The organism is Pseudomonas sp. ABa2 (genome assembly GCF_056676075.1).
On sequence record NZ_CM155239.1, the window covers coordinates 4,403,108 to 4,425,027 of the forward strand.

The 21,920-nt window shown below is 54.9% G+C and carries 19 protein-coding genes; 14 read left to right on the forward strand and 5 right to left on the reverse strand.

Translation table 11 applies throughout. The annotated features are described in order from the left end of the window. The first annotated feature begins 68 nt into the window (after positions 1–68). Positions 69–200 (forward strand): hypothetical protein, encoded by a 132-nt coding sequence (locus AC1G9C_RS21440; RefSeq protein WP_423386899.1) that lies wholly within the window; start codon positions 69–71, stop codon positions 198–200. 82 nt (positions 201–282) lie between these two features. Here AC1G9C_RS21440 and cadR read toward each other — a convergent pair whose 3' ends face one another. After that, positions 283–735 carry a Cd(II)/Pb(II)-responsive transcriptional regulator gene (cadR, locus tag AC1G9C_RS21445; protein WP_017675702.1) on the reverse strand — a complete coding sequence of 151 codons (453 nt, stop codon included), beginning with the start codon at positions 733–735 and terminating at the stop codon, positions 283–285. A gap of 235 nt (positions 736–970) precedes the next feature. Here cadR and AC1G9C_RS21450 point away from each other — a divergent pair, with 235 nt between their 5' ends. The 7 genes from AC1G9C_RS21450 to AC1G9C_RS21480 all read left to right on the forward strand — a co-directional run bounded on the left by AC1G9C_RS21450 (position 971) and on the right by AC1G9C_RS21480 (position 7,905). After that, on the forward strand, positions 971–3,253 hold the full coding sequence (locus tag AC1G9C_RS21450; protein WP_017675703.1) for a heavy metal translocating P-type ATPase: 2,283 nt from the start codon (positions 971–973) through the stop codon (positions 3,251–3,253). A gap of 16 nt (positions 3,254–3,269) precedes the next feature. Then, positions 3,270–3,614: a DUF3703 domain-containing protein gene (locus tag AC1G9C_RS21455; protein ID WP_017675704.1), complete on the forward strand. Its 345-nt coding sequence runs from the start codon at positions 3,270–3,272 to the stop codon at positions 3,612–3,614. A 26-nt stretch (positions 3,615–3,640) separates the two neighbouring features. After that, positions 3,641–4,117 carry a hypothetical protein gene (locus AC1G9C_RS21460; protein ID WP_017675705.1) on the forward strand — a complete coding sequence of 159 codons (477 nt, stop codon included), beginning with the start codon at positions 3,641–3,643 and terminating at the stop codon, positions 4,115–4,117. A gap of 96 nt (positions 4,118–4,213) precedes the next feature. Beyond that, positions 4,214–4,510, forward strand: coding sequence for a hypothetical protein (locus AC1G9C_RS21465; RefSeq protein WP_017675706.1), 297 nt, complete (start codon positions 4,214–4,216; stop codon positions 4,508–4,510). A 212-nt stretch (positions 4,511–4,722) separates the two neighbouring features. Beyond that, entirely contained in the window at positions 4,723–6,048 is a 1,326-nt protein-coding gene (locus AC1G9C_RS21470; protein ID WP_026088463.1) for an OprD family porin, read from the forward strand. 147 nt (positions 6,049–6,195) lie between these two features. Then, positions 6,196–6,474, forward strand: a complete 279-nt coding sequence (locus tag AC1G9C_RS21475) for a hypothetical protein (RefSeq protein WP_224490798.1) — start codon at positions 6,196–6,198, stop codon at positions 6,472–6,474. A 462-nt stretch (positions 6,475–6,936) separates the two neighbouring features. Beyond that, the gene (locus AC1G9C_RS21480) at positions 6,937–7,905 is read left to right on the forward strand and encodes an arsenic resistance protein (protein WP_059392065.1); all 969 of its coding nucleotides are present in this window, start codon (positions 6,937–6,939) and stop codon (positions 7,903–7,905) included. Positions 7,906–8,012: 107 nt separating this feature from the next. Here AC1G9C_RS21480 and AC1G9C_RS21485 read toward each other — a convergent pair whose 3' ends face one another. The 4 genes from AC1G9C_RS21485 to AC1G9C_RS21500 all read right to left on the reverse strand — a co-directional run bounded on the left by AC1G9C_RS21485 (position 8,013) and on the right by AC1G9C_RS21500 (position 14,514). After that, the gene (locus AC1G9C_RS21485) at positions 8,013–11,135 is read right to left on the reverse strand and encodes an efflux RND transporter permease subunit (RefSeq protein ID WP_045733420.1); all 3,123 of its coding nucleotides are present in this window, start codon (positions 11,133–11,135) and stop codon (positions 8,013–8,015) included. Positions 11,136–11,146: 11 nt separating this feature from the next. After that, on the reverse strand, positions 11,147–11,488 hold the full coding sequence (locus tag AC1G9C_RS21490) for a P-II family nitrogen regulator (RefSeq protein ID WP_045733421.1): 342 nt from the start codon (positions 11,486–11,488) through the stop codon (positions 11,147–11,149). Positions 11,489–11,502: 14 nt separating this feature from the next. Then, complete coding sequence (locus AC1G9C_RS21495; RefSeq protein ID WP_045733422.1) at positions 11,503–13,092, reverse strand: efflux RND transporter periplasmic adaptor subunit; 1,590 nt, start codon at positions 13,090–13,092, stop codon at positions 11,503–11,505. A 153-nt stretch (positions 13,093–13,245) separates the two neighbouring features. Further along, the gene (locus tag AC1G9C_RS21500) at positions 13,246–14,514 is read right to left on the reverse strand and encodes a TolC family protein (protein ID WP_045733423.1); all 1,269 of its coding nucleotides are present in this window, start codon (positions 14,512–14,514) and stop codon (positions 13,246–13,248) included. A gap of 571 nt (positions 14,515–15,085) precedes the next feature. On the opposite strand from AC1G9C_RS21500, the gene AC1G9C_RS21505 reads away from it, so the two are divergent. The 6 genes from AC1G9C_RS21505 (at position 15,086) to AC1G9C_RS21530 (ending at position 21,843) form a co-directional block, all read left to right on the forward strand. Beyond that, a complete protein-coding gene (locus tag AC1G9C_RS21505) occupies positions 15,086–15,760 on the forward strand; it encodes a heavy metal response regulator transcription factor (RefSeq protein ID WP_017675714.1) in 675 nt (224 codons plus the stop codon). Beyond that, positions 15,757–17,160 (forward strand): heavy metal sensor histidine kinase, encoded by a 1,404-nt coding sequence (locus AC1G9C_RS21510; protein ID WP_480408735.1) that lies wholly within the window; start codon positions 15,757–15,759, stop codon positions 17,158–17,160. Before AC1G9C_RS21505 ends, AC1G9C_RS21510 begins: the two co-directional genes overlap by 4 nt. A gap of 129 nt (positions 17,161–17,289) precedes the next feature. Beyond that, positions 17,290–18,549 carry an OprD family porin gene (locus tag AC1G9C_RS21515; protein ID WP_045733426.1) on the forward strand — a complete coding sequence of 420 codons (1,260 nt, stop codon included), beginning with the start codon at positions 17,290–17,292 and terminating at the stop codon, positions 18,547–18,549. Positions 18,550–18,763: 214 nt separating this feature from the next. After that, on the forward strand, positions 18,764–19,663 hold the full coding sequence (locus tag AC1G9C_RS21520) for a LysR family transcriptional regulator (RefSeq protein ID WP_017679356.1): 900 nt from the start codon (positions 18,764–18,766) through the stop codon (positions 19,661–19,663). Positions 19,664–19,879: 216 nt separating this feature from the next. After that, on the forward strand, positions 19,880–21,169 hold the full coding sequence (locus AC1G9C_RS21525) for an OprD family porin (RefSeq protein ID WP_059392063.1): 1,290 nt from the start codon (positions 19,880–19,882) through the stop codon (positions 21,167–21,169). A gap of 341 nt (positions 21,170–21,510) precedes the next feature. After that, positions 21,511–21,843, forward strand: a complete 333-nt coding sequence (locus tag AC1G9C_RS21530; protein WP_017675718.1) for a DUF2790 domain-containing protein — start codon at positions 21,511–21,513, stop codon at positions 21,841–21,843. Positions 21,844–21,920: the final 77 nt, after the last annotated feature.

The following is a 21,920-nucleotide window of genomic DNA, read 5'->3' on the forward strand; positions in this document are numbered from 1 at the left end:
TCACGCGTTTAACACTCAGGTACTCGCCCTTGGGTTCAGCTCAACGGCAATGGCACAGTGACCCTCAGGTGCTCAAAGCCTGGGAGGCTGCTGCCGTGCGCCAGACGACCACGTTTTTTGTGAATGGCAAACCGCTCCTGAGCTTTGGTGCACAGCCACTGATTGATCTGGTTAAAGCTGAAATCGAACAAAGCAAATAAGCGCTTGCAGTCTGTAAACAAACGAACCCGCACCACCGCCTGCAATGTCTCGTGCCGAGTACTGCAGGTGGTGGCGCATTGTTTAGTGGCGATGGCTTTTCCCAACGTGGGTATGGCCATCATCTGGAAGTGCACTGACTCCGCCGGTGGTATTCAGGCGCTGGAGAATTCCACACTCGTCTACACCCCGCTCAGAGGCGCAACGGTGTCGTAACTCAACCAGCTGTTGTTGCAGTGCCAGGAGGCTGGTCACTCGCGCTTGCACATGCTCGATGTGCTCATCCACTAAGCTATTCACACCCTCACAGTTCCCCTCTGGCCGATCCATCAGCGCCAACAAGCTTCTGATCTCGTCCAGGGTCATGTCCAGTGTTCGGCAATTACGAATAAACGTAAGCCTCTCAAGATGCTCACTGCTGTAAAGACGATAATTGCCCTCGCTGCGAGCCGGTGTCGGCAACAGCCCTTCACGCTCGTAATAGCGAACCGTTTCAACCTGGCAATCGGCAAGCTTGGCCAGCTCTCCAATTTTCATGAAATACCCCTTCTACAAACTCTTGACCCTGTAGTGGCTTCAGGGTGTTCACTCTACAGCACTGACCAATAAGGATACCCCCATGGCTGGTTGCTGCAGTGATGAACAAAAACCTGAAGCGGTTTCAAAGGATGTCTGCTGTGACCCCAGCGGCGCGTTTAAGTGCTCGGCCACGGCAACTACAACGGTAAATGCCATGGTTCGCTCCAGGCTCAGCAGTTTCCGTATTGAACAAATGGACTGCCCCACCGAACAGACGCTGATTCAAGACAAACTGAGCAAGCTGGCTGGCATAGACAAGCTCGATTTCAATCTGATCAATCGCGTTCTTGGGGTATGGCACAGCTTGCCGTCGACCGCTCTTATTGAAGCGGCGATCTCATCCCTAGGTATGCAAGCAGAACCGCTCTCTGCTGAGGGGCAAGCCCGCATCACAATCGAACAGATGGACTGCCCAACGGAAGAAAAGCTGATCCGCGACAAGCTCTCCTCCCTGACCGGCATCAGCGCGCTGGAGTTCAACTTGCTTCAGCGCGTATTGACGTTTAGCCACACAGCAGAAGCATTGCCAGCAGCCCTGGCAGCGATTCGCGACCTTGGTTTCACGCCAGTGGTTGAGGGTGCAGCAACAGTAAACGATGAAGCGCAAGCAGCGCCGCGCAAGAAGGCTTGGTGGCCTTTGGCGCTATCCGGTGTGGCTGCCGTATCGGCTGAAGTGCTGCACTTCGCCGAGCTTGCACCTGAGTGGGTTGTGGCCGGTGTGGCGCTGCTCGCCATTCTGCTGTGCGGCCTGACGACCTATAAAAAGGGTTGGATTGCGCTGAAGAACCGCAACCTGAACATCAATGCACTGATGAGTATTGCGGTTACCGGTGCGGTGCTGATTGGGCAATGGCCGGAAGCCGCCATGGTCATGTTCCTCTTTTCTGTGGCCGAGCTGATCGAGGCAAAATCGCTGGGTCGGGCTCGTAATGCCATCCGCGGCCTGATGGATCTGACCCCAGAGCGCGCCACGGTGCAGCAAGCAGACGGCTCATGGCTTGAAGTTGAGGTTAAAACCATAGCCTTAGGTGCATTGGTCAGGGTTCGGCCTGGCGAGCGAATCGGCCTCGATGGCGAGGTGACTTCCGGCAACTCCACCATCAACCAAGCGCCGATCACGGGGGAAAGCCTGCCCGTAGAGAAAACCGTCGGAGACCCGGTTTTTGCTGGCACCATCAATCAAGCAGGCTCGCTGGAATACCGCGTCGTGGCAGCCGCTGCCAACACTACGCTGGCACGCATCATTCACGCGGTCGAAGAGGCACAGGGTTCACGTGCTCCGACCCAGCGCTTTGTCGACCAATTCGCCAAGGTATACACCCCTGTCGTATTCCTATTCGCCCTGGCTATCGCCATTGTGCCGCCACTCTTCATGGCCGAACCCTGGTACGACTGGATCTATCGTGCCTTGGTACTGCTGGTGGTCGCTTGCCCTTGCGCCTTGGTTATTTCAACGCCCGTCACCATTGTCAGTGGCCTGGCTGCGGCTGCGCGCAAAGGCATTCTGATCAAAGGCGGTGTCTACCTTGAAACCGGCGGCAAGCTTGGCTTCCTGGCACTCGACAAGACCGGCACTATTACTCACGGCAAGCCGGTGCAGACCGATTACATGCCGCTGGTTGATCAGGACTCAGAAGTCTACCGCACACATGCCGCCAGCCTCGCCAGTCGGTCTGACCATCCGGTATCGCAAGCGATAGCCAAGCATGCCAGTAAGAATGGGCTGGCGTTTACCGCCGTTGAAGGATTCGAAGCCCTACTGGGTCGAGGTGTTCGAGGCACCATCGAAGGCATAGATTTCCACCTGGGTAACCACCGCCTGGTGGAAGAGCTTGGCCTCTGCTCACCCGAGCTGGAAGCGACGCTGGAGCGTCTCGAACGCCAAGGTAAAACAGTGGTGGTGCTGTGCAATCCGCAGCGTGCCATTGCCCTGTTCGCCGTTGCCGATACCGTCAAGGGCTCCAGCCGCCAGGCAATTGAGGAGCTTCATGCGCTTGGCGTGAAGACCACAATGCTGACCGGCGATAACCCGCACACCGCAGATGCGATTGCACAGCAGGTAGGCATCGACGAGGCACGCGGCAACCTACTGCCAGTCGACAAATTGCAGGCCATTGAAGCATTGCAGGCGCGCGGCTACGTTGTAGGGATGGTCGGCGATGGCATCAACGATGCGCCGGCGCTGGCGAAGTCTGAAATCGGTTTCGCCATGGCCGCCGCCGGCACGGACACGGCCATCGAAACTGCGGATGTGGCCTTGATGGATGACGACCTGCGCAAGATCCCGGCCTTCATCCGCCTGTCTCAACAGACCGCCGTCATCCTCAAGCAGAACATCGTGCTGGCGTTAGGGATCAAGGCCCTGTTTCTCGCCATTACCCTAACGGGGCAGGCGACGATGTGGATGGCCGTCTTTGCCGACATGGGCGTCAGCCTGCTGGTGGTGTTCAACGGCCTGCGCCTGCTTAAAAAGTAGGATCGGAGGATTGAAGATGAAAGCAGCATTGCAACTCGCAATTGAACAAGCCTTTCAGCAGGCCCGGCAGGCCATGCAGGAACAGCGCAGCGCAGATGCCTTTCAATGGTTAGAGCGCGCGCACATCCTGACCCAACGCCAACCCGTGCTGCATGCTGGGTCACACTGGCTGATGCTTGTGCTCGGCTGGCAGACCGGCGATTACCGCGAGGTCGCGGGGCAACTACCACGTATTTTCGCGGCCCTGCTGTTCTCCAAAATCTGGGTGCCTATCGGCAATACAGGCCGCTCCAGGGTCAGTGCTTTCAAGCCCATGCCGGTTCCCGAAGAACCACAGACCTTGCTTGCCGATGACAAGTAAACTCAATCCGGTCGGTGATTGCGCCCATGCAAATTGATATCTCTACCCAGCTGCCATGCTCACTGGCAGAGGTGATCGCCCAGGTGCGCACGCCACGTCTGCTGCATCAGGTTGCATCACCGTTGCTGAGTTTCAGCCCGCTGACTCCCGTTGAGTTTCCTGGCACCTGGAGCGAGGGCACTTACTGGGTCAAGCTGAAGTTATTCGGCGTACTTCCCATTGGCCGTCAGGCGATTGTGATTACATACCCGCAGACGGAAAATGCTCAGATTTTCATGCTAAGAGACAACGGCTACAGCCCGCTGATCAGCAAGTGGGATCACCTCATTACGGCACAAGAGGTCAACGGCGGAACGCTTTACCGAGATAGCGTGACCATCAAGGCGGGCGTCCTCACTCCGTTCGTCTGGCTATTTGCGCGCCTGTTCTACGCCCACCGTCAGCGCCGCTGGGCAACCTTGGCGGCAAATGGCTTTAACTACGGAAACTCTCAGCCGCTGTAGTAATCGCACCTTGCTAGGTTCTTGGTCGCATCAACCAACTCTTCGTCTGGTAAGCGCTGAGCCCATGGCTATTCACACCCATGCGGTCACAGTTTCATGCACCATTACTGCCATGAGCTGGAATATACGCAGTGCGCCTGCCAGCTCCAGCTCGTCAGCGAAATGCTGGCTTACACGGCGGGAGTGAGCAGCATGCCCGAATCACGCAAGGTGATTCGGGTGGACGCTTACGAGCATCCAAACAAGATCAACCGGCGTCACCCCCAGCCGGCTTGTCACATCAGCCCGGCGCTATCGATCTATCTGAGTGCACCGTCCTATGAGCTGGCAGTCATGAACATTCGGCCTGATCAAGGCTGGAGCTCTCTCGACCTACCCGTCGGATTCTATTGAAAATCTGAATTCAAATGTCGCTTTAAGACAACTTTCATTGCCGCCTTGTGAAGATTACAGAATTGTAATTTTCCAATCATCTTCAAGTTATCTTCAGCTTGCAAGGATAGGGCTCAGCTCCCCAAAGGCGCAGAGCGCTTGAGGGTGCAATACCTATAAGAACGCCATGGCGAAAACTAGACTAATAACTGCCAATTATAAAGGAGCAATAAATGCTTAATAAAACCAAACTATCCCTTGCAGTATTTTCGGCGATTGTCAGTGCAGCTCCGCTCATGGCGGCCGCAGAAGAGCAAGCCGAAGGTTTTGTAGAAGGTAGCAGTTTCAATATTCTCAACCGTAACTTCTACATGAATCGTGACTTTCGTAAAGGTCAGTCGAGCAACACTGACAATGGTTATACTGAAGCTTGGGCACACGGGATCATTGGCCAGTTCGAGTCGGGCTTTACCCAAGGCACCGTAGGCTTTGGTATTGATGCCTTCGCCATGCTCGGCCTTAAACTGGATACCGGGGATGGTCGATATGGCCCAGGTGGTACTGTTAATCTGCTGCCGGTAAATAGTGATGGTGAAGCCGAAGATAACTACTCCAAAGTGGGTGGTGCAGTAAAAGCCCGGCTATTCGACACCGTTGTCAAAGTGGGTGATGTGTTCCCCATGACGCCGGTGGTTCACTACGGTGACTCCCGCCTGCTACCGGAAAGCTTTCGCGGCGTTACGGTTGAGAACACAAGCTTTGATGGTTTGACCCTTCAGGGTGGCCGCCTGCATGCCATGAGCCAGCCGCAGGTCAGCACCATGCGTGATGAGTTCGCAACCTTCTATGCGGGCTCTGTCGCGTCTCCATGGGTTGCCTATTTCGGCGGTGACTATTCGCTAAATGACAACCTGAGCTTTAGTCTCTATAGCAGCCAACTCAAGGATGCTTGGAAGCAGCACTATGCCGGTACGTCCTTCACCTACCCGCTGACCGACAGTGTTTCCTTGTTCGGTGGCTTGAACTACTACAAAGCTGTTGATGACGGCCAGCAGCTGTTGGGTGAGTTCGATAACGACATTTACAGCGGCAAAGTGGGTGTGCAGTTCGGTGCACACAGCGTTGCCCTGTCGCACCAGCGCAACAACGGCGACGATGATTTCGACTACCTGCGCCAGTCTGATTCCATCTTCCTCGACAACTCTATTCAGTACAGCGACTTCAACTCGCCGAAAGAGAAGTCCTGGATGCTGCGCTACGACCTAGATATGGCCAGCTATGGCGTTCCTGGACTGACCTTCATGACGCGCTATGCGCTGGGTACAGATGCGGACTATTCCGACGCCAACAGTGTGTATATGCGTCGTGATGCCGATGGCAACCCGCTGACTGACCAGAAGCGCTGGGAACGCAACATCGAAGCCAAGTACGTCGTCCAAACGGGCTCACTGAAAGAGATGTCCTTCCGTGTTCGCCAGATGACTACCCGCGCAACGGATTACGAGTCGGATCTGGACGAGGTTCGTCTGATCGTCGAGTACCCACTGAGCGTGCTCTAAAAATGGATGGGCGGGCGGGCTCTAAAAGCACTGCCCGCTCATGCATAACAAGATAGGCAGTTATTAGATTTCAAGAATGTAATGTTGGGCTCACGCTGCTGTTAGCTTCACCTCCGTAAAATTCACTCGAACTTGCAGAACTTGTCCATGAACCTCGACAAGCTAATAATTGAATTTTACGAGGCCTGCCTTATGAAGATGTTGAAAGCCCTAGTTATTGGATCAGTACTTCTTGTCGGCTCCACACAGTCTTATGCAGAAGATGGCTATGATCGCTCAATGAAAGCTCAGGCAAAATTTCGAGCAGATCAAAAACGAATTCACGGAACTGAGCCTGCTGCCAAACCGGCGGACGAACTAAAGGTTAAGACCAGCAACCAAGATCGGACCAATACCGATCTTAAAAAAGAAACCAACGCTGACTAACCGCTCACTTCCGAACGATGTTCACCTCTAGAAGCTCCCGAGCTCCTTTGGAAAGAGGTGTACCCTAAGCGCCCTTCGGGGCGCTTTTTTTATTTAATCTTTAATAATAAGAAAGATTCACTGGGAGTTTAAACCTCCAAGCTAGACAACTAACTCTTCTCTTCCGCAAGTCATTCATATCTGCAACAAGCCATCGCTGTCAGCGTGTAGCAAGAAGGGCAAAATGATACCGGTGAAGGCCTTTAGATTGATCTGCCTGATATCTGCAAAGGCACTCGGCTATCACCCCGATGCTAGAACACGGTGTCATTTGAATACCGCGCCCTTGCACCGTCAGCAGATACCCACTCAATAGCCAGACGCCGTGCCCATCTCAATCTTTCATGATTCAAGCCATCCAAGAGGATCGCCACGCTTTTCGCTTCCTCATGTAAGCTGACGTTTTTCATCCTTGAGGATGCTATGAGTAGGGATGCACTTGAACAAAACCAGATACCGATCTATTTCGTCGCGGTCATTGCAGCGGCAATCGGTGGGTTAATAGCTACTGCAGCGGCGCAGAGCCTGAACGCATTAGTGACCCCGACTATCGCCGTGCTGATGTACGCGATGTTTCTGCAAATTCCCTTTCTTGATCTCCGCAAAAGTCTTAGCAACAAACGCTTCATGTCAGCCTTGCTTATCGCCAATTTCGTACTGATTCCACTGCTGGTATGGGCACTCACCAGAGGGCTCGCAGAACACCCGGCAATCCTAATAGGCGCTCTTCTAGTTTTGCTCACCCCGTGTATCGACTACGTGGTGGTCTTTACTCACATTGGCAAAGGCGACTCGCGTGCGATTCTTGCAGCAACCCCCATCCTCTTGCTGTTGCAGCTTGTGCTGTTGCCTGTGTACTTGGCTTTCATGCTAGGGGAGCAATCCCGAGTCGTTATCTCGATAGCGCCTTTCGCTGAAGCCTTTCTCGCACTGATTGTCGTGCCTTTATTGCTCGCGGTTGCTACAGCAGCCTTGGCTAAGCGCTCACGGTTCGTAGGTCGCTGGAACACCGTATGGGCATGGATGCCAGTCCCTGCGATGGCGGCAGTTCTCATTGCGGTGGTTGGGTCGCAAATCTCGCCGGTGGTTCGTGATATCGACCAGCTTTTACCGGTGATCCCGGTGTACATCGGTTTCATGCTTTTGGCCCCCGTAGTGGGCGCACTGGCTTCAAGAGCTTATAAACTGCCCGCCTCGACGGCGAGAGCGGTTACTTTCAGTACCTCCACACGTAACTCGTTGGTGGTTCTTCCGCTGGCCCTGGCATTGCCTGAAGAAATACGGGGGCTTGCAGCCGCAGCGGTCATCACCCAGACGCTGGTTGAGTTGGTGGGTGAGCTTGTCTACATCCGGGCAGTTCCGATTCTTATTTGGCGTAAAAAAAGCCGCTGAGGACGTCACAGGCACAGTCACCGCCCACATTGAGCGGTATTTACGGTAAGCAAAAAGCCCCGCTCAAGAGCGGGGCTTTTCAGTTGCACACGAATAGCGCTGTGAACTTAGCGCAGACGATGGGCCAAGCGGTAGAGCAATGGCAAAACCAGCAGCGTCAGCACGGTTGAAGACAGGATTCCGCCAATCACCACCGTCGCCAGAGGGCGCTGAACTTCTGCGCCCGTACCGATGGCAGTGGCCATTGGAATAAAGCCCAGAGACGCAACCAAAGCAGTCATCAGCACCGGCCGCAAACGAGTCAACGCGCCTTCACGAATAGCCTCGTCCAGCCCCATGCCGTTCTCACGCAAACTGCGAATAAAGGAAATCATCACCAGGCCGTTGAGTACCGCGACACCCGACAACGCAATGAAACCCACCCCCGCAGAGATCGAGAGCGGAATATCACGCAGCCACAAGGCCATGATCCCGCCGGTCAGCGCGAAGGGCACGCCGGTGAATACCAGCAGGCCATCTTTGACATTGCCGAACATCATGAAGAGCAGCGTGAACACCAGCAGCAACGAGACCGGTACGACAATCTGCAGGCGCTTGGCTGCCGACTGAAGCTGCTCGAAGGTGCCGCCCCAGGTCGTCCAGTAGCCTGTAGGGACGCTAACCGCCAGGGCGATCTTGCTCTCGGCCTCGGCGACAAAAGAGCCAATATCGCGGCCGCGAACGTTGGCGGTGACCACCACGCGACGCTTGCCACTTTCACGGCTGATCTGGTTCGGCCCCGGTGCGGACACCACGCTCGCCACATCAGCCAGGCGCACAAACCCTGGGCCATCCAGCCCATCGCCATTGGCCAGACGAATAGGCAGCTGCTGGATCTTGTCGACATCATTGCGCCACTCGTCCGCCAGGCGAACTTGGATATCGAAACGCCGGTCACCTTCAAACAGTGCACCCGCCTCGCGCCCGCCGATGGCGGTGGAAATGGCGTCCTGAATCTCCGAGACATTCAAACCGAATCGTGCGGCTTTCTCACGGTCGATTTGTACGCTGAGCATCGGCAGACCGGTGGTCTGTTCGACCTTCACATCAGCTGCTCCTGGAATACCCTCCAGCACCTCAGCGATTTGCTCGGCGGTCTCGTTCATCACATCCATGTCATCGCCAAACACTTTCACTGCGACGTCACTGCGTACGCCGGAGATCAGCTCGTTGAAGCGCATCTGAATGGGCTGAGTGAACTCATAGTTGTTGCCGGAAACCTGTTCAACCGCCTCCTGCATCGCCGCAACCAAATCGGCTTTGCTGCGATCAGGATCGGGCCACTGGTCGCGCGGCTTTAGCATGACAAAGTTGTCCGCCACGTTCGGCGGCATTGGATCGGTTGCGACTTCAGCGGTTCCAAGCTTGGCGAACACCGTATCAACCTCGGCAAAGGATTTGATTCGTTGTTCGAGTTGCACCTGCATTTCAATTGCTTGCGAAAGGCTAGTGCCAGGAATACGCAGGGCATGCAAAGCGATATCGCCCTCATCCAGGCTCGGCACGAACTCACTGCCCATCCGCGAAGCAGCTAAACCAGAAAGCACCATGATGACTGTCGCAATGGTCAGCACTAACGGCTTGCTGACCATGACCCAATCTAGCAACGGCGCGTAGCCTTGCTTGACCCAGGCCATTAGCCGATTTTCTTTTTCACTGACGTTGCCATTGAGGAACAGTGCAACAGCTGCCGGGACGAATGTCACCGAGAGGATCATGGCTCCGAACAGGGCTGTCACCACGGTGAACGCCATTGGGTGGAACATCTTGCCTTCCACGCCGGTCAGCGCAAATATCGGCAGGTACACCACCATAATGATCAGTTGGCCGAACAGCAGTGGACGACGCGCCTCCTTCGACGCCGCGAACACCTCATGGAAGCGCTCATTACGGGTCAACGTTCGGCCTGCTGCGGCCTGGGCGTGAGCCAAACGACGCACGCAGTTCTCTACGATCACCACGGCACCATCGATGATGATGCCGAAATCGAGTGCGCCAAGGCTCATCAGGTTCGCGCTGACCTTGTTGCTGACCATGCCCGTAAAGGTGAACAGCATCGACAGCGGAATCACCATTGCGGTGATGAGGGCCGCCCGAATGTTACCCAGGAACAGGAACAGGATAGCGATAACCAGCAGAGCGCCTTCGATCAGATTCTTCTTCACCGTATTGATGGCCTTATCGACCAATACAGTGCGGTCATAGACCGTCTTCGCTATGACTCCTTTCGGCAGGTTGCGATTGATCTCCTTTATGCGCTGGTCGACAGCCTGCGATACATAGCGGCTGTTCTCACCAATCAACATAAAGGCAGTGCCGAGCACCACCTCCTGGCCGTTCTCAGTAGCGGCACCGGTGCGCAGCTCCTTACCCAGGCCAACCTCGGCCACATCACCGATGCGCACAGGAACACCATCGGTGTTCTTGATGATGATGTTGGCGATGTCAGCGATATTGCCGACTTGTCCCGGAGCGCGGATCAGGTACTGCTCGCCGCTGCGTTCGATGTAGCCCGCACCAACGTTGGCATTATTGCTCTCCAACGCAACCACAATGTCCTGCAGGCTGAGGCCATGTGCGACCAGGCGCTCCGGCTTGGGTGAAACCTGGAACTCCTTGGCATAACCGCCAATGGTGTTGATCTCGGTAACACCTTTGACGGTTCGCAGTTGCGGCTTGACGATCCAGTCCTGAATCTCACGCAGATCCATCGGTGTATAGGTGCTGCCATCCGGCTTCTTCGCACCGTCTTGCGCCTCGATGGTCCACATGTAGATCTCGCCCAGACCAGAAGCGATTGGCCCCATGCTCGGCGACAGATCACTGGGTAGATTTCCACGCGCTTCCTGTATCCGCTCATTCACCAACTGACGAGCGAAGTAGATGTCTGTGCCGTCTTCGAAAATGACGGTGACCTGCGACAACCCGTAACGTGAGATTGAACGCGTTTCCTGTAAGTTGGGCAGCCCAGCCATTACCGATTCAATCGGAAAGGTCACGCGTTGCTCGGTTTCCAGTGGCGAGTAGCCCTTTGCCTCGGTATTGATCTGCACCTGCACGTTGGTGATGTCGGGAACCGCATCAATCGGCAACTTCTGGTAGCTGTAAACACCCAACGCTGCCATGCCGAGCACAGCCAGCAAGACTAGCCAGCGCTGGTCGATGGCGAAGCGAATTAATCGTTCGTACATGTCAATTTCCCCTAAAGCGCAGCATCACCGCGCTCTCCAGTACGGATGCGCAATGCGTCGGTCAAAGGGGCCACGGCGACGATTCCATCACCGGGTACACCTGTGTGGGCGGCCTTCTCGATGGCATGGACGATCTCATCGGCAACTTCTTCTGAACAGAACGCCAGCAGCACGAGATGCTGATGGGCGTCGGGGTTCCACTCGTCGGCGATGTAGCTGTGATCCTTGCCGTGGCCACGTGGATGACCATGGGCGGGCAGGATGGTAAATCCAGGCAGGTGTGGCAGTGCATGCAAAGCTTGCTCGACGGCCTCAAGCCGGATCGGGCGAAAAATAGCTGTAACTTGTTTCATAGCTCGACTCCGAATTAGTGGTCATGGCTCGCGCCGGCTTTGCCAAGCTCAGCTTTGATCAGGAAGCTGTTCTTCAGCGCGTATCGATCGCCCGCCTTCAGACCCGAGATAACCTCGACGAAGCGGCCGTCGGATTTGCCCAGCTCAAGAGGCCGAGCTTCTAGCTGGTTATCGAAGCGGCCGAACACTACCTGCCAATCGCGAACGGTCTGGATCGCTTCGACCGCTACTGCAACGGGAACGTTGTTCTCCTCGGCAATCACCTCGACCGTCACTGGCAAACCAGGCCGCCATAGCCGATCTGGGTTAGCTAGCACGATGCGAGCAGTCGCTGAGCGGGTTTGCGCCCCAACCAGAGCGCTGACATAGGAAATGGAGCCCTTAGCCGTGGCGGCGAATGCGCTGGAGCTCACGACAACGTTTTGCCCTTCGGCGATTACGCCCAAGTCTTTCGCCGCGACGGTTGAGTCCACCCATACGGTCGACAAATCCGAGACGGTAAAGACTGCGGAATCCTCTTTGAGTACTTCACCAACAGAGATGCTTTTGCTGGTTATCACGCCATCGATAGGGGCACGAATCTCGAATTCGGTGAGATTCTGGCCTTTGGCCGGTGCACCGCCCAGCGAAGCGATTTGTTGCTGGACGCGCTGCACTGCGATAGCAGCTTCCTGCATGGCAACTTGCGCCTGCAGGAAGTCCTGCTCGGCGGAAATCTTCTCTTCCCACAATTGCTTTTCACGTGCATAGGTCGTGCGGGCAAGCGCAGAGCGTTGCTGGGCGGCCAGTAGCTCGCCACGCAGTTCGGCCAGCGCCTGGCTGGAGATTTTGGCCAATACCTGACCCTTGCTGACCGTATCGCCAGCACTAACCGCCACCGAGTCGACGCGCCCGGCAAGTTGCGGGGTCACCTGAACCGTGCGGTCACCGTTGTAACGAACCTCGCCGAGCACTTGCAGCGTGGAGGCGATTTTCGCGGGACCAGCAGTGGCGAGCGTGACGCCACCCTGCTCAAGCTGCGCATCCGTCATGGTCACGCGGCCCTCAACCTGCTCGTAACCGAACGAATAGCTCTTGCCACTGTGCGTGGCGCTGATGGAAACCTGGAATGAATGCGGCTCTACAACCGCGGCATCGCCACGTAGGTAGTTATTCTCTTTGCTGAAATTGATGATTTGCGCAGGTTGGCCAAGACGCAACAAGGTCACTTGCACCGTGCTTTCAGCAGGATTTAGAAGCTTGCCGTCCAGGTAGGTATAGAGCCTGAACTGAGGCTCTACGCCCTCCTCAAAAATCGTCACTTCAAGCGCATAATCACCCTCGGTGAAAAGCTTGCCGCCATGCTCGCCCTTGGTGGGTTCTACAGTTTCATGGTGCTCTTTATCTGCATGCTCATCGGCCTCTTCATGCTCGTCGGCCGAAGCCTCCCCGTGGTGCTCTGGATCTGCGTGAGCCGATACATCCTCATGACTCTCATCATGGCCATGGCCTTCCTCCCCGGACTTACCAGGGCTACCACTTAGAATCAGGCCCGCCACGGCTAAACCGATGACGACAACAGCCACAATCATCAGCCACTGCTTTCTGGGAGTTGTTGATGCCATTGGTAACTCCAAATTATCAAAAGTATTGAATTTGATTCATGCCCAGGCGGCGACTAAACGCGCTCAATAAACATGCAGCCGCCAGGAAAGCAGGCGAGGCTTCATGTCGCATGACGCGACCGTCTAAGGCGTTATGTAGGTGCGCAGAGATGCTTATTTTTTGAATTCGATGTTGAGTTGGGAGCCGTAAATCTTCTCCAAGCTCACCCAGGCCGAGATAGCTTCATCCAGGGTATTCAGGTACTGGGAGCGCATGCTTACGAGGGTGCGCTGAGCATCGAGTACATCGATAAAGGCAAACTTGCCCATCTCGAATCCACGTACTGCGCCCTCTACTGCTTGCTGCGCGGTCGGCAGCAGTGTGCCGCTGATCGAGTCGACTTCACTTCTAGCGCTTTCCCACTGCTCAAATGCCTGCTGGGCTTCCGCGCGCAGGCGGAGTTCTGCGGCATTGCGCAAATCCCGCGCTTGGTCAGCTCCTTGAGCAGCGGCCAGCACATTGCCTTGGTTACGGTTGAACAACGGAATAGGCATCGACAAGCCGAGCAAATTGACGCGCTCGCCAAGCCCTTCGTCGTATTGGCTGCCAACACTGACGGTGAGGTCTGGAATGCGCTGCGACTTTTCGAGTTCCAAGGAAGACTCGGCACGCTGGATGTGCGTGCTGGCCAGCCGTAGGTCCGCTGTATCTGTTATGCGTGCAAGCATCTCAGCCTGCGACGGCAGGTACGGCAGGCGCTCAAGATCACCCTCGACATGCGCGAAGTTCGGTGTCTCGGCACCCGTTATGAGCGCCAGTTGCTTGTAGGCATTGCTTTGATTGAGGCGTGCGCGATTCAGCTCCAGTTGAATTTCCGAAAGCTGCACCTGAGCACGCGAAATTTCGATTGGCGAAGCCTTGCCGGCCTTTACGCGCCCTTCGACCACCTGAAGTCCGCGACGGGCAAGGTCTAACGACTGAGTGGAAAGCTGCAGTCCTTCCTGGGCACGCAGGGCTGAGTAAAAGGCCTGGATGACCTCAGCGCGCAAGATGTTTTTCTTACGCTCCAGATCAATCGCCACCGCGTCCTGATCACGCTCAGACACATCAATACGCGCGCTACGCTTGCCGCCCAGCTCAATTGGCTGAGATACCTGAATGCTGGTAACGCGCGACTCACTGCGCGTGTCCTCAACGCTCCAGGACAACTCAGGATTCGGGATCAGCCCAGCTTGAGTACGAGCACCTTCGGCAATACCTGTATTCCATTGTGCTGCAGCGAACTCCTGGTTCTCAGTGAGCGCTTGCGCCAACGCCTCATCAATCGTTATTGACTGCCTTGTTGATTCGGCAGCAGTTGTTGGAACTGGAGCAATTAACAATGCAGCCAGTAGCCCTGATAACACACAGAACTTACCTACTCCAACTCCATGTCCGGCCATTGTTTTTACATGCACTTAAAAGTCCTCCGCAGAACTAACTCTGCTGGAATATAATGAAGGCCTTTATATTTATTAATCCCGAGGGATATCGAGGATCATTACTTGGGAAAATAAGTAGAAAGCCAATTCCCGGCAGAATGTAGTGCTCCACGCCTATCAGCAAGGTGACTGGAAAATTACAAATACGTTATCCAGCACCTTTCCAAGTAGGCCTGTATTAGTATTGGCAGCGCTCAAGAGAGCAGGCGATTTAGCGCCCAGCAACAACTAGAAACAAACACAGTTAAATAGCGGTTGCCTCGCGTGTAGCGCCCCGGGCAGCCCTGCCAGTCAAAAGTTGGGGGTTTTGGATAAGGGCAAGTACTGCGACACGTTGTCGCTTAACACCTTGGAGCCATGCGAAATAGGCATTACAGCTTGACCCTAAAGCCGCTTCAGGCTTTAGCCTTGGAGCAACCTGAAAAGCCGTAGGTCATATCCGTGACCGCCGATGAAAGAATTAAAACCACTCCGCAGCCACAACAAAAGAATATCTAAAAAATACTGGCTGCACATTTTAAGGTGAATTTTTATGCGAATCCTTATTGTCGAGGACGAGCCCAAGACTGCCGAATACTTACACCAAGGTTTAAGCGAAAGTGGCTATGTAGTTGATAAGGCAGCCACTGGCGTGGACGGTCTCCACCTTGTTAGGCAACACGCTTACGACTTGGTAGTGCTTGATGTAAACCTGCCTGAAATTGATGGCTGGGGCGTGCTTGAGCATATACGCAGTAACAGCAGTACACGCGTGATAATGCTGACTGCACGCGGGCGCTTAGTGGATAAAATTAAAGGCCTGGATTTGGGGGCAGATGATTATTTAGTCAAACCGTTCGAGTTCCCTGAATTACTTGCGCGAATTCGTACATTGCTACGGCGAAGCGAGCAAATTCCAGTACCGGAAGTGCTGCGGGTAGCCGACCTTGAGCTTGATCCGGCGAGGCACCGCGCGTTCCGTGGTGAGCAGCGCATCGACCTGACCACTAAAGAGTTTGCGTTGCTGCACCTACTGATGCGCCGCTCTGGGGAAGTGCTATCGCGCACCCAGATCATTTCGCTGGTCTGGGATATGAATTTTGACTGCGACACAAACGTCGTCGAAGTCTCCATCCGCAGGCTACGCGCCAAAATTGATGATCCGTTCGATAACAAACTGATCCACACCCTCAGGGGTGTTGGGTACGTGCTTGAGGAACGGGCATGAAGCCGGCCAGTCTATCCATGCGCCTTGGCCTGTCGGTCAGCGTGATGGGGGCGGCACTGGTTGTTCTGCTAGCGGCACTCGCCTACTTCGCGCTTACCCATGAGCTGGACTCGTTGGCCAAGCAGAGTCTTGACGGCAAACTGGAGCAGATTCAGCACAATCTCGCCGAAGACATGAGTGCACATGCAATTGCCCAGCAACCTCACGAGTTGCGGGATCTGGTCATGGGGCATGACAACCTGCACCTGACGATCTACGGGAAAAAGTCAGGCACCAAATTACTCCTGAATCTGGGTGAGAAATCCAGGGAGCCCATTCTTGCCAACATACCAGCAGGCGATACCCCTAGTTACCAAAGCTGGTCGGATACTGAGGGAAACAACTTCCTGACCGCATCCAAGGTGATGCTGCTCAACGACGGCGACCACGTCAGGGTCTTACTCTCAATTGATCGATCTGCCGACGAAGCACTGCTCAGTGCCTACCTCAAGTCAACACTGATCGCACTCCCTCTTCTGCTCGCGCTGATTGGCATGGGCGCATGGTGGATCGTGCAGCGAGGCCTTTCTCCGCTCCGGCAATTTCGCCAGGTTGCATCGCTGATCTCCACACAGGATCTGACCCACCGAATTTCCGTGGATAAGCTTCCACAAGAACTCAGCGCGCTGGCCCACGGCATCAACTTCATGCTGCATCGACTTGATGGCGGCGTTCAGCAGCTATCGCAATTCTCTGATGACTTGGCCCATGAGTTGCGTTCGCCCATCACCAACCTGATGGGCAAAGCCCAGGTAACTCTCTCCAGAGAGCGTCCGCCAGAGGAATACAAAGCCGTACTGGAGTGCTGTACAGAAGAGCTTGAGCGCGTCACCCGGATTGTTTCCGACATGCTGTTTCTCGCTCAAGTCAGCCACCCGGCGTCCCTGGTTCCCTTCGAGAAGATTGCCCTAGAAGATGAGGCAAGACGCGTTGTGGATCTGTTCAGCATCTCCGCGGAAGAGAAGCAGATCAGCCTGAGCATTGTCGGAGCAGGCCTAACCTTCGGTGATCGGCTGATGGTGCAGCGCGCGATTTCAAACCTGTTGTCCAATGCGATTCGACATAGCCCCATCGGCGCAAACATTTCGTTGCTGATCGAAAAGCACAGCGAAACCGTATCGTTCTCGGTGGAAAACCCCGGGATTGGCATTCCCGCACAACACATCCCTCATTTGTTCGAACGCTTCTACCGTGTCGATACCAGCCGCTCTCGTGCCGAAGGTGGAACAGGGCTTGGCCTGGCAATTGTTCGCTCGATCATGAGCCTGCATCAGGGCACGGTCGAGGTCAGCAGCCTGCCAGGCAGCTTCACCGTGTTCCGTTTGATCTTCCCCAAAGTCCGCAATGGTTCCTCGACCTAGACCCTGCAGGCGTACAGGCATAACGACCAGCCGAAGATTGGCTGCAGAGGAACCCGCCCCTATTCGGAGAGCACGGCATACAGCGACGGCTCCCCGATATGCCAACCCCCTGAGCATGGAGAAACAACAATGAAGAAGACCCTCTTGGCAGTCGCGGTGAGTACTGGGGTACTCAGTCTTAGCCAGCCAGCCTCCGCTGAATTTTTTGCAGACAGCAAAGCCGGTCTGGAAGCGCGTAACTTCTATTTCAATCGCGACTTCCGCCAAGACTCAGCCAGCCAATCAAAGCAGGAGGAATGGGCCCAGGGCTTCCTGCTGCGCTACGAATCCGGGTTCACCGAAGGGACAGTCGGCGTGGGCATCGACGCTATCGGCATGCTTGGCCTCAAGCTGGACTCCAGCGCCGATCGCTCAGGCTCGGGCCTGCTCAAGCGCGATAAAGAAGCACCTCGTGCCGCGCAGGATGAATATGGCGAGATGGGTTTAACCGCGAAGCTACGTGCTTCGAACAGCGTGCTGAAATTAGGCACGCTGCAACCCAAGCTGCCAACCGTCCAAGCGAACGACTCGCGCCTACAGCCACAGACCTTTCAGGGCGGACATCTCAACTCGCTGGAGATTGACGGGCTTACCTTTGATGCAGGCCAGCTCAAGCAAGTAAGCCAGCGCGACTCCTCCGATAGCGAAGACCTCAGCATTACCAGCGGCTCTGCCCGCGCTATCAGTGGCGGTGGAACCCAGACGAGCGATGAGTTCAGCTTTGCCGGGGCGACCTACAAATGGAACAGCAACCTGACCACTGGCTACAACTACGGCAACCTGGACGACTTCTACAAACAGCATATTTTCACTGTCCTGCATACCTTGCCGCTAGGTGACAAGCAGTCGCTAAAAACTGATCTTCGCTACGCCCGCTCCACCGATGAAGGCAACAGCAACGTCGACAACAAGGCATTCGGAGCAATGTTTACCTACGCCTTTGGTGGCCACGCCCTCGGTGTTGGCTACCAGAGCATGAGCGGAGACACCGGCTACGCCTACATCAACGGCACCGATCCGTTCCTGGTCAACTATGTGCAGATCGGCGACTTCGCCAACAAAGACGAAACCTCATGGCAGGCCCGCTATGACTTCAACTTTGCCAGCGTTGGCATCCCTGGCTTGACGTTCATGACCCGTTACCTGACTGGTGACAATATTGATCTAGGCGCAGGCAGCGCCGATGGTAAGGAATGGGAGCGCAATACTGACATCGCATATGTCTTCCAGGACGGTGCGCTGAAAAACCTGGGTGTGAAATGGCGCAACGCCACACTACGTTCAACCAATTTCGGCAACGATGTTGACGAGAACCGCCTGATCGTCAGCTACACACTTCCGCTGTTGTAATCATCAAACCTCAGCGCGGAACTAGTAGTCGAGTGCCGCGCTTAGAACCGCCCGCGCTGATAAAGTGATACTGCCGGAAGTTCAATTCCAAACATAAAGCTCCTCCCTCCATCAGATTACAAATAAGTAATCCTGCTGCGATCCTGGCGTTAGGTTCGTCTCGTTAAGCTCAAAGTACATGCATTTTGCTTGGCACGAGCTTTGATCGCCCCCCATGTTCGACCCTCTCACCATCGACCACCAACTAGCACAGATTTTCTTGACCAGCGCGCGCTGCGCCTGCTTTAGGCAGGCTGCACGCAGCCTAAACTTACATATCGTGCCGATGCGCAAAAAACTCAGGAAGCTGGAGGCAACTGTAGGTACCCCGCTATTCCTTTATAAAGGACGCGAGCTCAGCCTGAGCGCAACAGGACGTGAATTACAACAACTACTGATCCAGAAATTCGGTGACCTGCATCCAGAGGACGTCAGTGTCCAGCGAGCTCTGGTACGTCTTGCGGTGCCGACGGCACTGCTCACCGACCTGCTGGCCCGTGATTTGATCTCCTGGCTGCGTAATGACGCGGCCGTGAGACTAGAAATCATCCCACAGGAGGGCGAGCCCGAGAGGCTGGCAGAGGTCATGATTTGGATCACCGATCCCGGCACGCCAAGACCGACTCCAAGCTTTGCAATGACAACACCATTGATGCTTGCACGAATTCCCTATCGTGCCCATATGGCCAAACGTTATGCGGGTAAACGCCTACCGAGTTCTGTAGCCGACCTCAAGGATTTCATGCTGGTTCAGCTCGCGGGAAACACAACGGTTGACAGTTTCGAACCATGGAATCAGCTGATCCGTCAGCGCCAAAGCGCGGTCATTCAAGTGCATTCACAAGAGTGGGTCGTTGACTTGCTGCGTAACTCCTCCTGCATTGGCCTGCTACCTGGCTACATCTCCCATGTAGACCGTAACCTGCTGCCCCTTGACGAGTTATTCGAGACTGCCTTGGAACGGGTGGTCTGGATTTCAACGTCCCCGCTGGCAGCAGAGCAATCAGAAGTGCAGACACTGGTATCGCTCATCTACAAAGCCTTTGAAGATCGCCACAACTGGTTCACTCAGTAGCCCTGAGTAGTCCACAAGCAGCTAATTCACCAAATAGTCATCTCGCTGAAACAAACAAAAGTTTCCACTCCTGCATTGAAACCCTCGCCCTGTAAGGCTTTCATTCGCCCTCTCGATCATTGAAATAAAAATGTCATCGAAAGTATGTGCAAGTGTAATACGCCTACCCGAGCCTGCCCCACGTCTACCACACATGTTTTCGACGAGGATAATTACATGCTCATTGCTACCCCCAACTCTCAATGGCTTAACCGAGTCACGTGCGGGCTCCTGCTGAGCGCTGGAGGACTCGGTCTCAGTCAACCAGCGGCAGCTGATTTTTTGGCAGATAGCAAAGCTGGTCTGGAAGCGCGCAACTTCTATTTCAATCGTGATTTCCGCCAAGACTCAGCTAGCCAGTCAAAGCAGGAGGAATGGGCCCAGGGCTTCCTGCTGCGCTACGAATCCGGCTTCACTGAAGGGACAGTCGGCGTGGGTATCGACGCCATCGGCATGCTGGGTCTCAAGCTGGACTCCAGCGCTGATCGTTCAGGCACGGGCCTTCTAAAACGCAACAAAGAAGCACCTCGTGCAGCGCAGGATGAATATGGTGAGATGGGCTTAACCGCGAAGCTGCGCGCTTCAAACAGCGTGCTGAAACTGGGCACGCTGCAACCTCGACTGCCAACCGTCCAAGCAAACGATTCGCGCCTGCTGCCACAGACCTTTCAAGGCGGGCACCTGAATTCGCTGGAGATTGCCGGCCTGACCTTCGATGCCGGCCAGCTCAAACAAGTAAGCCAGCGCGACTCATCCGATAGCGAAGACCTCAGCATTACCAGCGGCGCAGCCCGCGCTATCAGCGGCGGCGGAACCCAGAATAGCGATGAATTCAACTTCGCCGGAGCAACCTACAAGTGGAACAGCAACCTAGCCACCGGCTACAACTACGGCAATCTAGACGGTTTCTACAAGCAGCATATTTTCACGGTCCTGCACACCTTGCCGCTAGGTGACAAGCAATCGCTGAAAACTGATCTGCGCTACGCTCGCTCCACCGACGAGGGCAACAGCAACGTCGACAACAAGGCATTCGGGGCGATGTTCACCTATGCATTTAGCGGTCACGCACTCGGTGTTGGTTACCAGAGCATGAGCGGAGACACCGGCTACGCCTACATCAACGGCACCGATCCGTTCCTGGTCAACTATGTGCAAATCGGTGACTTCGCCAACAAAGACGAAACCTCATGGCAGGTCCGCTATGACTTCAACTTTGCCAGCGTTGGCATCCCTGGCTTGACGTTCATGACCCGTTACCTGACCGGCGACAATATTGATCTAGGCGCAGGCGGTGCCGATGGTAAGGAGTGGGAGCGCAATACTGACATCGCCTATGTCTTTCAGGACGGTGCGCTGAAAAACCTGGGCGTTAAATGGCGCAACGCCACACTACGTTCAACCAACTTCGGCAACGACGTTGATGAGAACCGCCTGATCGTGAGCTACACCCTTCCACTGCTGTAATTAGCAATAATCCGTGCGTTGCACTGTTTGTGCAGCGCACGCATTTAGCGAAATGCACAGACGGCGACTATGGGGAGCCGCCAAGAGTGCATTACTACCGCTAACGATCGCCTCACCAAAGCTGACTTTCCAATGACCCACTCACTGATACCTGGGTAGAAATTGTTATCTTCGGTAGCCGACGCCTGTAATTGCTCTGACGAGTGCCAAACATAACTGACGTATCAAAACCTTTACTCTCAAAGAGTTTAGATCCATTACAGGAATGTAATTCTCGCTTCACGTTTGTGACAGGGTCTTGCGTTTATATTTTAATCACCACCTTGAAGGAGTGATTAAACATGAAAAACCTCAAAGTCATTGCTGCACTTTCCGCTATGGTTGTTTCCTCTGCAGCTCTGGCAGAAGGCGGCGCTGATCGTGTCTATGGTCGGATGATTCAGGCCAATGAGCAGGCCATGCAAGAGTATGCTGCCGCTAACGGAAAGAATCCGCCTGAAGTTATTCATTACCGCTACGGCATGAAACTCGATATCGCCAGGGTCGTGGCCACTACCCCGACGGACTCTAGCTGCGGTGTGATGCCGGCCCAGATGACCTACGAGGACTCCAATGGCGATCTGAATATTCTTGAATACCGGGCAGCCGGGACAGGTTGCCGTAATCAAAACTAGATAAATGACATCGCGCTGACTGAAATGTAATTTCCAAGTCACCCTGACGTTATTTGGCATGTGGAAATATGACCAAG